Origin of the sequence: Metasolibacillus meyeri (assembly GCF_003049505.1) — a bacterium.
Classification (GTDB): domain Bacteria; phylum Bacillota; class Bacilli; order Bacillales_A; family Planococcaceae; genus Metasolibacillus; species Metasolibacillus meyeri.
Genome location: NZ_PYWN01000185.1, coordinates 1 through 12322 on the forward strand (window position 1 = coordinate 1; position 12322 = coordinate 12322).

Annotated in this window: 8 protein-coding genes and 1 CRISPR repeat array; all 8 genes read left to right on the forward strand. The window is 37.2% G+C overall.

Annotated elements, in window-relative coordinates:
• On the forward strand, window positions 1-2145 hold a 2145-nt coding region (locus tag C9J34_RS22165), incomplete at its 5' end, for a hypothetical protein (RefSeq protein ID WP_193769105.1).
• Window positions 2146-2412: 267 nt separating this feature from the next.
• Window positions 2413-4818 (forward strand): CRISPR-associated helicase/endonuclease Cas3, encoded by a 2406-nt coding sequence (locus C9J34_RS20230; RefSeq protein ID WP_107841979.1) that lies wholly within the window; start codon window positions 2413-2415, stop codon window positions 4816-4818.
• A gap of 14 nt (window positions 4819-4832) precedes the next feature.
• Window positions 4833-5558: a type I-C CRISPR-associated protein Cas5c gene (cas5c, locus tag C9J34_RS20235; RefSeq protein ID WP_193769106.1), complete on the forward strand. Its 726-nt coding sequence runs from the start codon at window positions 4833-4835 to the stop codon at window positions 5556-5558.
• 1 nt (window position 5559) lies between these two features.
• Window positions 5560-7470: a type I-C CRISPR-associated protein Cas8c/Csd1 gene (gene cas8c / locus C9J34_RS20240; protein ID WP_107841980.1), complete on the forward strand. Its 1911-nt coding sequence runs from the start codon at window positions 5560-5562 to the stop codon at window positions 7468-7470.
• Entirely contained in the window at window positions 7467-8315 is an 849-nt protein-coding gene (cas7c, locus tag C9J34_RS20245) for a type I-C CRISPR-associated protein Cas7/Csd2 (protein WP_107841981.1), read from the forward strand. Before cas8c ends, cas7c begins: the two co-directional genes overlap by 4 nt.
• On the forward strand, window positions 8305-8955 hold the full coding sequence (gene cas4 / locus C9J34_RS20250) for a CRISPR-associated protein Cas4 (protein ID WP_107841985.1): 651 nt from the start codon (window positions 8305-8307) through the stop codon (window positions 8953-8955). The genes cas7c and cas4 overlap by 11 nt, the downstream gene beginning before the upstream one ends.
• Window positions 8955-9986: a type I-C CRISPR-associated endonuclease Cas1c gene (gene cas1c, locus C9J34_RS20255; protein WP_107841982.1), complete on the forward strand. Its 1032-nt coding sequence runs from the start codon at window positions 8955-8957 to the stop codon at window positions 9984-9986. The genes cas4 and cas1c overlap by 1 nt, the downstream gene beginning before the upstream one ends.
• Before the next feature lie 9 nt (window positions 9987-9995).
• Complete coding sequence (gene cas2 / locus C9J34_RS20260) at window positions 9996-10286, forward strand: CRISPR-associated endonuclease Cas2 (protein ID WP_107841983.1); 291 nt, start codon at window positions 9996-9998, stop codon at window positions 10284-10286.
• Window positions 10287-10459: 173 nt separating this feature from the next.
• Window positions 10460-12173: a CRISPR direct-repeat array (repeat unit 33 nt; unit sequence GTCTCTCTCTGTATGGAGAGAGTGGATTGAAAT).
• Window positions 12174-12322: the final 149 nt, after the last annotated feature.

Genomic DNA, 12322 nt, shown 5'->3' on the forward strand with positions numbered 1-12322 from the left:
GATTTGAAGTATTATAATAATTTATATCCTGAAACTAAGTTATTTAAAGATGATTTCGAAAAGTTATCAAAATCATTAATTTCAAATCTACAAAATAATGACATTGAACAGAGGAAGTTACGAAATGAATATAGTGTTTTAAAGGAAATACAAGAGGAATTACCTAATGTCATGTATTTGCGCAAAGTACATGAAGTTGCTTTACGTGAACAACAACAACTACGAGATTTTAAAAAATTAGCTTTATTAAAAGTAAAAGTAGAACAATTAATAACTGTAGAGCAAAGTGTTAGAGATAAAAGAATAGCTCTTAAATCATTAATCTCTAAGCAAGAAAAATCCGAAGCAAAAGTAGCTTCTTTAAAAAATAAAAGAGATTTTTTAGTATCAATTATTGAATCTATCAATATACAATTAGATATTTTTTCATTGCAAAGTGGATTTGAATTTTTATCAGAAATTGAACCAAAGATAGTTGAAGCAGATTTTAAAATATTAAATATTTCATTTATTACGATGTTTAAAGAGTATCAACTTATTGACCAAAAGAAGTCTATAGAAACTAATTTATTGATACAATCGAAGGCTTTAGAAGAGTCTATTAAACAAATTGAAAGTACAGATCAAGCGTACATTTCTTTTTTATCTTCATTAAATCAATATATTTCAATGATTTCAGAAGAGTTTAAAATCTGTCCTGCATGTGGAACAGAGGGAATAAATAAAGAATATATTCTAAGCAATATTGAACGAAGTCAACTAAAAGTAAATGAGAATTTACCTAAATTAGAAAAAACGTTAATACAAACAAAAGTGCATTTGAGGGAAATTGTGGAAGGTATTAAATTAGCAAATACACGAATTGAAGAATCTAAACAAAGTGTGAAAGAAATAGTGGATAAATTTACAACTGATTTAAAAAACATAGATCTTGCATGCTATGCTGAACATCAAAGTCAACAGATACTACAACAAGAAATAGATTTATCAAAATCACATTTAAAGCAATTTGAGGAAGAGTGTACTCTATTAGGTTTGGATTTTGACGATAACATTGGTGAGAAATTAGAAATCCAAAAAAATAAATTATTAAATGAGATATCTAATTTTAAGATTAATAGTTATTTAGGTTTGGTTTCGAAGGAAGAGAAATTAGACTTAAAAAGTAATATATCTCAAATTAATGAATATGAGCAGAGTTTACAGCAAATAATTGTTACACAAGAAATAGAAATGAATCGAGTAAATCGTCTTATTAACGAGTCTGAAATAATAAATATAGATATTAAAGTAGCTGAATTGGATACAGTCACTAGCAATTTGGAAGTGGAAATGAAAAAATTGGAGCAGAAATTAATAAATATTGCTAAAGTAGAAGCTACAATTATTAATATTCAGAGTATGATTGAATTGAATACAGACGCAACAAGATTATTAAAATTACAAAAAGAATTAATTTCTATGAAGAATCAGGTAGCGGAGTTAGAAAATAAGGAAGAAGCGATGAATAAAGACCTTAGTTACCTATTACACTTAATAAATAAATCTAATGAAGCTCTATCTAATTTAAATGAGAAAGTGTTTTTTAATTTAAAGGAAACAATTCAAACTATTTTTGAACAAATTAATTCACATCCACTATTTACTAAGTTGGATTTAACATTAGATACATATCGTAACAACAACTGTTTAACCATTAATGTATCTAAAATACAGGATACAGATGAAATAAAAGCCAATGCATCCTATGTACTTAGCTCAGCTCAAGTGAATAGTATAGCTCTTTCGATATTCTTGGCAATGTCATTAAAACAAAAGTGGTCCCCGTTAAATTTAATTGGTTTGGATGACCCGATTCAGAGTATGGATGAGGTTAATATTATTTCTTTTATAGATTTAATTCGTTTATTTGTAGATAAACATAAAAAGCAAATAATTATTTCGACTCATGATCAAAGTTTTCATAAATTACTTTTAAAAAAATTTAGATATTATAATATAGCAACTATTGAATATGAAGCATATGGTGATAAAGGTCCAATTTTAAAGATGTCTAATAAGGATTATCCTAGTTATCAGACTCAACTCGAAAGATATTATGAACAAGCAAAAGTTGGACTTTTAGCACTAGATAGGAAACAATAATAAAAAGTATTTATACAAATGGTTCTATGAAAGTGATTTTTTATGAATAGAAGATGGTATTACGGGAGAACTCACACAACTTAATTATTGGCTAGACAAACTACAAGATGGGTTTTGCTTTATACTCTAAGTTTATCAAACCCATCTTTTTAAAATCGATTTATCGATTGATGATGAACCTAAATATTTAGTGGGAAAAATAAACAATTACGAAAGAGTAATCAAGTTTTAATATAGATAAAAATAATCTAGTATAGGAGGAATAATATGACACCCTACATCGCCCACATCCGCGAAAAAGACGGAAAAATTCAACCACTACCTGTCCATCTCAGTGAATCAAAAGAAATTGCCGAAAATATCGGTCGCAAAATCGGTATTCCACACGTCACAGGTCTCGCAGCATGGTTGCATGATATGGGAAAATACAACGATGATTTCCAAGTGTACATACAAGAAGCATTTAATAACCCTTCTCAGCCACCGAAAAGAGGGAGTGTCAACCATTCGACAGCAGGCGCACGTTTTTTAATGCAACATTATCATACAACGGCCAATATGATGATTGAATGTGTGGCGAATGCAATTTACAGCCATCATGGTCAATTGGTGGATATGCTTGATTCGGAGGGAGAGTCACCTTTCGATAAGCGTAAAACGCCTAAAAAGCCGATTGACTTTGATGTGATTGAAGAGCGCTTTTTTAGCGAAGTATGTACACGTGAAGAGTTGGATGCTTATGTTGCACTAGCGAAAAAAGAGTTTATACAGTTTCTTCAACCATATAAAGAAAAGACGAAACAAGCAACGGTGCAAGCAATCCAACCGGTTGTGGCATTAGTAACAAAATATATTTTCAGTGCATTACTCGATGCAGATCGAACAAATTCTCGTTTATTCGATGAAAATGTTGATGCTGAAAAGACAGAATCCCCTTTTCCACTATTTTTGCAACGATTAGAAGAACAATTAATTGAACTGCAGAAAAAAGCCTTACCAAACGAAATTACAAAGCTACGCCAGCAAATGTCCGATACATGTTTTGAAAAAGCCAAGTTACCAACAGGTATTTATAGACTCTCCATCCCAACAGGTGGTGGAAAAACATTAGCTAGTTTACGTTTTGCCCTACAACATGCTCTAGAACACAACAAAGACCGCATTATTTATATTGTCCCTTACACAACCATTATTGAACAAAATGCCAAGACTGTCAGAGAGGTATTGCAAACAACAGATGACGTATTGGAACATCATAGCAATGTCATAGATGAAGCGCCTTTTGATGAGGACAAGCCTTTATCGTATGACGAACTGGAAGCACGAAGAAAGCTAGCAAATGCCAAGGATAATTGGGATATTCCGATTGTTTTTACAACGATGGTACAGTATTTGGATACATTTTATAGTGGAAAGTCCCGAAATGAGCGCAGGCTACATAATTTAAGTAATGCGATTGTGATTTTCGATGAGGTGCAGTCTGTACCTGTTTCTTGCATTTCTTTATTTAATACGACGCTTAAATTTTTAAGTAAAAGCTGTCGGACAACGGTGTTACTTTGTACCGCGACACAGCCAGCCCTTGATGCTGTAAAACGAGGTATTGAGGTAGACGGAGAGTTAATCGAAAATTTGCCAACTGTCATCAAGGCATTTAAACGAACGGAAATTGTGCCGCTAATTAAACCGAAGGGCTGGTATACAGAGGATGTGGCAGAGTTTGTACGAGAAAAGCTAGAATTTGTGCAAAATATCCTGATTATTCTCAATAATCGACGTGTGGTGAAGGCGTTGTATGAGGAATTAAAGCATGACGATGCGCATGTTTACCATTTAAGCACAGGTATGTGTGTGGCACACCGCAAAGCAATATTAGAAGAAATACGTGAAAAATTAAAAGACGGCGAGCGTGTGATTTGTATTAGCACACAGCTTATAGAAGCAGGAGTAGATGTGAGCTTTCAATGTGTTGTGCGCTCATTAGCTGGGCTGGATTCCATTGCGCAAGCTGCGGGGCGCTGCAATCGCAATGGGGAAGTGGCGATACGTGAAGTCTATGTGATTAATCATGCGGAAGAATCGCTAAAAAAATTAATGACCATTGAAAAAGGACGAGCATGTACAGATTTGATGTTGCGCGATATGGAAAAGGACTCAGCGCTTTATGACGGGTATTTATTATCGACAAAGGCACTTACGTATTATTTTGAAGCTTTTTATCATCAATTAGCACCTTTTTTAGATTATCCGATGAAAAAACTTTCGCTCTCTATGTACGATATTTTGTTTACGAGTAATCGTGTTTTTAAACAAGAATTTAAAGGTACGTATCCGTTTTGGTCGAGTGCAAGCTTTCGAACAGCGGCACAACATTTCGAGGTAATTGAGGCAAATACAAGAGCCATTGTTGTACCTTATAAAGAAGGAGAAATGTATATTAATCAATTAATAAGTGGAGAACGCATTGCTGATTTATCACAGTTTTTTAAAAATCTACAGCAATATAGTGTCAATGTTTTTCCTTATGAATTTGATTGGCTATGTGCAAATAGCTTAGCGGAGGCAGTGGACTTTGGCGTGACGAAAGTTTATGTGGCGAAGCAAACAGCCTATGATTTGTCTTATGGTTTGAGTGTGGAAGGAGAGGCAGCACTGGCGAATTTAGATTTTTAAAAGGAGGTGAAAAGATGACGAAAATTCGCAATCAAATTGAGTATCAAGTGAGTGGTGAATATGCTTTATTTACAGACCCATTAATGAAGCTGGGTGGAGAAAAAATGACGACACAGATTCCTACTTACAGCGCGTTGAAAGGAATTACGGAGTCGATTTACTGGAAACCATCCATTATTTGGGTGATTGATGAGGTGCGTGTAATCAATGCCATTCGTATGGAGTCAAAAGGGGTGCGTCCAATTGAAATGAGTGGTGGCAATACCTTGGCAAATTATAGCTATTTGCGAGATGTCAAATATCAAGTGAAGGCACACTTTATTTTCAATGAAAACCGCCCTGATTTACAGGAGGATTTCAATGAGCATAAGCACCACAACATTGCTAAACGTTGTGTTGAACGAGGTGGACGACGCGATATCTTTTTAGGGACAAGAGAGTGTCAAGGCTATGTAGAGCCATGTCGTTACGGCGAAGGTGATAGCTTTTACAAGGAAATTGATGAAATGCACTTTGGCACGATGGTGCATGGTATTAACTATCCAGATGAAACAGATCGAAATATGCTGGAAACGAGGCTTTGGCAGCCAAAAATGTTAAAGGGAATCATTGAATTTCCTACCCCAGAACAATGTACACTTGTTAGACCGATTTATGAGATGGAGGCAAAGCCATTCCAACTTGGGCAATCCATGCAATCTGTCAATGAGTTATATGCGGAAATGGAAGGAGGCGAATAAATTGAGTTATTTAAAAGCGCTGTATGAAACGTATGAGAATAGTCGAAATGAAGTAGGGAAGGTGGCAACAAAGCCGACCAAAGATGGCAAGTTTATCGAGTATATGTTGCTGCCCATCTCTCACACGACGCAGACGGCTCATATCCAAATCACAATTAATTTAGCAGGAGATTTGATTCGGGCTGAGGCGATTGATAAAGAAAGCACCATTTTACCATTTACAGAGGAATCAGGTAGCCGCGCAGGCAAGAAGTTTGCCCCCCATGTTTTGCACGATAAGCTGATGTATGTAGCAGGAGACTACTGTGAATATACAGGTGAGGATGATAAAGCAGACGCTTTTCAAAAGTATATCGAGCAATTGCGCGGTTGGTGCGAATCGCCGTATGCTCATCCCCATGTGACAGCTATTTATCATTATGTGAAGAAAGGCCGTTTGATTGCTGATTTAATTAACGAAGGTGTATTGCATGCTGAAAACCACCGCCTATTAAAGCAATGGACAAATACAGAACAGGACAAGCCGAAAATCTTTTCTGTCTTAACAGGTGAGCAAGCAAGTGCCTTTGTCCGTTTCGTCATCCATGAGCCAGAGCAGCATATTCCACCATTGTGGCGCAATGAAGAGGTTTTCAATGCTTATATTGCCTACTACAATACGAAATTAAAGGACCAAGATATTTGTTATGTATCAGGTCAATTAGCACCGATGATTGAAAGACATCCGAATAAATTGCGCAACTCAGGAGATAAGGCAAAGCTCATTTCCGCCAATGATGGCACAGGCTATACATATCGCGGTAGGTTTAAGGATAGTGTACAAGCAGCCAATATTAGCTACGATGTTTCGCAAAAGGCACATAATGCCTTGAAATGGTTGATTGAACGCCAAGGTAAGCAAATTGATGGTCGCGTCTTTCTTGTTTGGGGTTCAAAATATTTAGATGTGCTACCAGTAACAGATGATTTATTCGAACAGGATTTTGATTTTGAAGATTTAATGTTAGAGCTGCCAACGGAGGAAGAACAGGTACAGACGAGAGAGGTATTGGCAAAGAAATACAGCCGTTTATTAGTTGGAGTGCAAAAAGATATGTCTTTTGAACAACTTGAAGATGAAAAGGTGTATGTGTTGACATTGGATGCCGCGACACCAGGGCGGATCGCTGTCTTGTATTATCGAGATTTTCAAATATTGACGTATTTCGAACGTTTAAGTAAATGGCATGATGCAACGAGCTGGCGGCAAACACGTAAAAAAGAGGATAAATGGGTTGAATTTGATGGCTCACCCTCATTTTATACGATTGCCCATGCAGCATTTGGCCCAAGACCAAGTGATAAAGTAGTCAAAGGGGTAATGGAGCGTTTATTACCATGTGTTTTAGATGGACGAAATATCCCGCTTGATATTATCCGTAGTGCCATTGTACGTGCTTCGAATCCACAGTTTTATGAGCAAAATTGGGAGTGGGAGCAAGTATTAACGGTGGCCTGTGCCTTAGTAAAAAATCATTTTCAAAAGGAGGGATGGCAAGTGGCTTTAAATACAGAAACGACAGATCGGGATTATTTATTTGGACGCTTATTAGCAGTGGCAGATGTGTTGGAGCGAAGCGCTTTAGGCAGAGATGAAAATCGTGCAACGAATGCGCTACGTTATATGAATATGTTCCAAAGCAATCCACAGCGAACTTGGAGCACGATTCAACGCAATTTGCAGCCATATCAAATGAAGTTGCGTGAAAAAGGCATTCGCTATTCGAAATTAATTGATGAAATTGCAGCGAAGTTTGACTATGAGGACTTTAATAATAAGCCATTAAGTGGGAAATATTTATTAGGCTACTATAGCCAGCGCCAAGATTTATATACAAAGAAAGAAGATAAAGAGGGGGAAGAACAAGGATGACAATTTTAGATTATAAAGTGGATTTTGCCGTTATCTTTTCTGTACACAATGCTAACCCAAACGGAGACCCATTGAATGGCAATCGACCACGCCAAAATTTTGATGGTTACGGGGAAGTATCGGACGTCTGTATTAAAAGAAAGCTACGCAATCGTTTACAGGATTTAGGGGAAGCAGTTTTTGTGCAATCAGATGACCGTGCGGCGGATGGCTTTAAAAGTTTAAATGACCGAGCAGATTCCATTCCAGAATTGAAAAAGATTAAGGCAGATAAAAAAGGAAATGCTGATACATTTGCGGCTGTAGCGGCTGAAACTTGGTATGATGTACGCGCTTTTGGACAAGTATTCGCATTTAAAGGTAGCAATTTATCGGTTGGTGTGCGAGGACCTGTATCGATTCACCCAGCAATTAGCGTTCAACCGATTGATATTACAAGCATTCAAATTACGAAAAGCGTCAATTCTGTTACGGGCGATAAAAAAGGTTCTGATACGATGGGGATGAAGCACCGTGTGGACTTCGGTGTTTATAAATTTGTAGGCAGCATCAATACCCAGCTTGCGGAAAAAACAGGCTTTACAAGAGAGGATGCGCAAAGATTACAGGAAGCTTTAGTTTCTTTATTTGAAAATGATGCCTCATCTGCTCGTCCAGAAGGGTCACTTGAAGTACATAAAGTGATTTGGTGGGAGCACGATTCTAAGCTTGGTCAATACTCTTCCGCAAAAGTCCATCGCTCATTAGAAGTGAAAATGCCTGAAGATGCAAAGGAGTTTCAAGATGAATTCTATAAGTTATCACCTTTAGAAGGACTGAAAACATATGAACTGGATGGAAAATAACGAAGATAACTATTTGATGTTATCAGGCACCCAACATTTTCGCTTCTGTCAAAGGCAATGGGCTTTAATTCATATCGAGCAACAATGGGCGGAAAACGTGAAGACAATTGAAGGGCAGCACATCCATGAAAAAGCAGACCAGCCCTTTATCCGTGAGAAACGTCATAATAAATTAATTGTGCGAGCGATGCAAGTTCGCTCTCATGAGTTAAAAACAACAGGTATTTGTGATGTAGTCGAGTTCATAGAAGATGAACAAGGCATCGAATTAATCAACGAAGAAGGAAAATATACACCTGTACCTGTGGAGTATAAGCGCGGGAAACCAAAAGCAGGACAAGAGGATATTGTACAGCTTGTGGCACAGGCGATGTGTCTAGAAGAAATGTTTGTTTGTGAAGTGCCGAAAGCGTATTTATTTTATGATGAAATAAAACGGCGTGTTGAGGTTGAAATCACCAACGAATTGAGAGACGAGGTTCGCTTCATCTTTAAGCAAATGTACAATTATTATGACCGTCGTCATACGCCAAAAGTAAAACCTGGTAAGCATTGTAAAAGCTGTTCTTTAGAAAATCTATGTTTGCCAACACTTATTGATTCAACACCCGTACGTCAATATATGGAGAGGTTTTTGTAATGAGAAAATTACTAAATACATTGTTTGTTACAACCCCTAATAGTTATTTGGCATTAAAAGGTGAAACGATTGTCGTTACCGCAGGAGAAGACCATTTGGGTCAAGTACCTTTGCACAATTTAGAAGCAATTTGTACATTTGGCTATATGGGAGCAAGCCCAAAGCTGATGCATGCCTGCACTGAGCGCAATATTTCACTTACGTTTTTATCAACGAGCGGAAAGTTTTTAGCCAGAGTTGTTGGTGAATCGAAAGGAAATGTCGTCTTGCGCAAAACGCAATATCGCCTTTCTGATAGCACCGATGATAGTACAAAAATCGCCCGTAATTTTATCTTCGCAAAAGTAGCGAATCAAAAATGGATATTGGAACGCATGACACGCGATTATCCAATGCGGATTGATGTACCTGCTTTCAAAAAAATATCGGCTACGTTAAGTGAGTATTTAAAGGAAATTTTAGCGGTGCAAGATTTAGAAACACTACGTGGTTTGGAAGGACAGGCTGCCAATCATTATTTCCGCTGCTTTGATCAAATGATTTTGCAACAAAAGGATGATTTCTTTTTTAAAACGAGAAATCGTAGACCCCCTACAGATAATGTCAATGCCTTGTTATCTTTAGCTTACACATTATTAGCGAAAGATGTGAGTGCGGCACTGGAAAATGTCGGTCTGGACGCTTATGTTGGCTACTTGCACCGTGATCGACCAGGTAGAGCTTCATTAGCACTCGATGTGATGGAGGAACTACGAGGCGTGATTGCAGATCGTTTTGTGTTGAAGTTAATCAATAAGAAAATTATCACAGGGAAAGATTTCTTTGCGAAGGAAAATGGCGCAGTGTTATTAACAGACGAAGGCAGAGCAAAATTTATTAACGCTTGGCGAGAGCGTAAACAAGAGCCTTTGACACACCCCTACCTCAAAGAGAAAATCAATTGGGGGCTCGTGCCGCATGCACAAGCGATGCTATTAGCGCGCTACTTGCGCGGCGATTTAGAAGAATATCCACCATTTTTATGGAAGTGAGGGATTGCTATGCTGGTATTAGTCACGTATGATGTGGCAACGAAATCAACAACAGGTCAAAAAAGATTAAGAAAAGTAGCGAAAACATGTGAAAACTACGGAGTCCGCGTCCAAAATTCCGTTTTCGAATGCATTGTAGATGCCACACAATTTAAGCAATTAAAATTGCAATTAATGGACATCATTGATCCTGAAAAAGATAGTCTACGATTTTATCAATTAGGTAACCGCTACCAGTCAAAAGTAGAGCATATCGGTGCGAAAGAAACCTTTAATGTAGAAGAAACTTTAATTTTATAGTGTCAAACCTGCTGGTGCGAATGCCAAGCGAACATGATTTTCCTAAGGGATTCGCACCTCTATTTTTGCTAATTATCCATTGAATTGGTAATTGATTTAGGATAATATTACCTTGAAAGCAAAGTTTTTAGTGAAAAACAGCTTTGTTTATTAACTTTCGGTTGTTTTTCACCGTCTCTCTCTGTATGGAGAGAGTGGATTGAAATCAAAAAAACACATAGAAATGTACAAAGAAAATGAAGTCTCTCTCTGTATGGAGAGAGTGGATTGAAATCAATCTCGAATCTACAAATCTAAAATACGCTCGCGTCTCTCTCTGTATGGAGAGAGTGGATTGAAATAATTTGAACTTAAAAGTAGGCAACATTGAAAACGTCTCTCTCTGTATGGAGAGAGTGGATTGAAATTTCAATGGCTCCATTTCTTTAATAGCTTGTTCACGTCTCTCTCTGTATGGAGAGAGTGGATTGAAATCAATTAATGAAGATAGTGCAACTTACGCTATACCGTCTCTCTCTGTATGGAGAGAGTGGATTGAAATTTTTTAACATTACCGAACATCTGACCAATACCTTCGTCTCTCTCTGTATGGAGAGAGTGGATTGAAATACGAACTATCATTGACTTAGGTGAATCAACAAATGTCTCTCTCTGTATGGAGAGAGTGGATTGAAATGATCTCAAAGGAACAATAAGGAGTGATACGGATGTGTCTCTCTCTGTATGGAGAGAGTGGATTGAAATGTTACATTTATCTTCAAAAAAAAGTGTCCAGTCAAGTCTCTCTCTGTATGGAGAGAGTGGATTGAAATTTGTGTAATGCGATTATTTACACTTATATTAATGTCTCTCTCTGTATGGAGAGAGTGGATTGAAATACCATCAGTAGCAATCGAATGGGGACCTCCAAGAGTCTCTCTCTGTATGGAGAGAGTGGATTGAAATTTACGTTCGGTATCTAAAATTTTTTTTACCTGTAGTCTCTCTCTGTATGGAGAGAGTGGATTGAAATTGGTACACACGAGGCTCCTTACTATGAGGCAGCTGGTGTCTCTCTCTGTATGGAGAGAGTGGATTGAAATTAAAAAATCAAGCTTTTTACTATACTCTAACTGTGTCTCTCTCTGTATGGAGAGAGTGGATTGAAATTCGGAAACAACTAAGCTAATTAGTTGAGTTTTCACGTCTCTCTCTGTATGGAGAGAGTGGATTGAAATTTAAAAGTATATTCGTCAATTTCTCCACCGAATGGTCTCTCTCTGTATGGAGAGAGTGGATTGAAATCTCATATTCCCAATCGTTTTTGACATATCTGCCTGTCTCTCTCTGTATGGAGAGAGTGGATTGAAATTCAGTTTGATCTTGTATCATTTGTTGTAGGGAAAGTCTCTCTCTGTATGGAGAGAGTGGATTGAAATATTTATCGATGCGGAAACACAACGTTCGGCATGGGGTCTCTCTCTGTATGGAGAGAGTGGATTGAAATACCACATGCACATTTAATCGAAGATGGGCACAGAGTCTCTCTCTGTATGGAGAGAGTGGATTGAAATCAAACAAGAATTTCATTGTTTGATGAATTTGGACGTCTCTCTCTGTATGGAGAGAGTGGATTGAAATTCACCAAATAATACATTTATTTGTCGTTCATTGGTCTCTCTCTGTATGGAGAGAGTGGATTGAAATTACCATTGCTAAAATAATGGCTGTCACTAAAGATGTCTCTCTCTGTATGGAGAGAGTGGATTGAAATCTCATTTTGTATATCTTCAAGATGCGCTATTAATGTCTCTCTCTGTATGGAGAGAGTGGATTGAAATCTGTTGTTACAGCTATAATTGTGTCATACTCATTGTCTCTCTCTGTATGGAGAGAGTAGATTGAGGCTATAGTACTCACGTTGTGTATGGTGAATTTAACCAACTCTACCTATAGAGTAAAAGCATTGACTGAGATTTTAGTTAGAAAAATGAAGAGAATAGATATCACTAGCGTCGCATAAAAGCTGATTGAATTTTCTGTTTTTAAGCTTGTTC

Excerpts from the sequence above, each read along its gene's own strand:
- cas1c (WP_107841982.1), top strand. The coding sequence starts at position 8,955 with ATGAGAAAATTACTAAATACATTGTTTGTTACAACCCCTAATAGTTAT.
- cas7c (WP_107841981.1), top strand. The coding sequence starts at position 7,467 with ATGACAATTTTAGATTATAAAGTGGATTTTGCCGTTATCTTTTCTGTA.
- cas4 (WP_107841985.1), top strand. The coding sequence starts at position 8,305 with ATGGAAAATAACGAAGATAACTATTTGATGTTATCAGGCACCCAACAT.
- cas2 (WP_107841983.1), top strand. The coding sequence starts at position 9,996 with ATGCTGGTATTAGTCACGTATGATGTGGCAACGAAATCAACAACAGGT.
- C9J34_RS20230 (WP_107841979.1), top strand. The coding sequence starts at position 2,413 with ATGACACCCTACATCGCCCACATCCGCGAAAAAGACGGAAAAATTCAA.
- cas5c (WP_193769106.1), top strand. The coding sequence starts at position 4,833 with ATGACGAAAATTCGCAATCAAATTGAGTATCAAGTGAGTGGTGAATAT.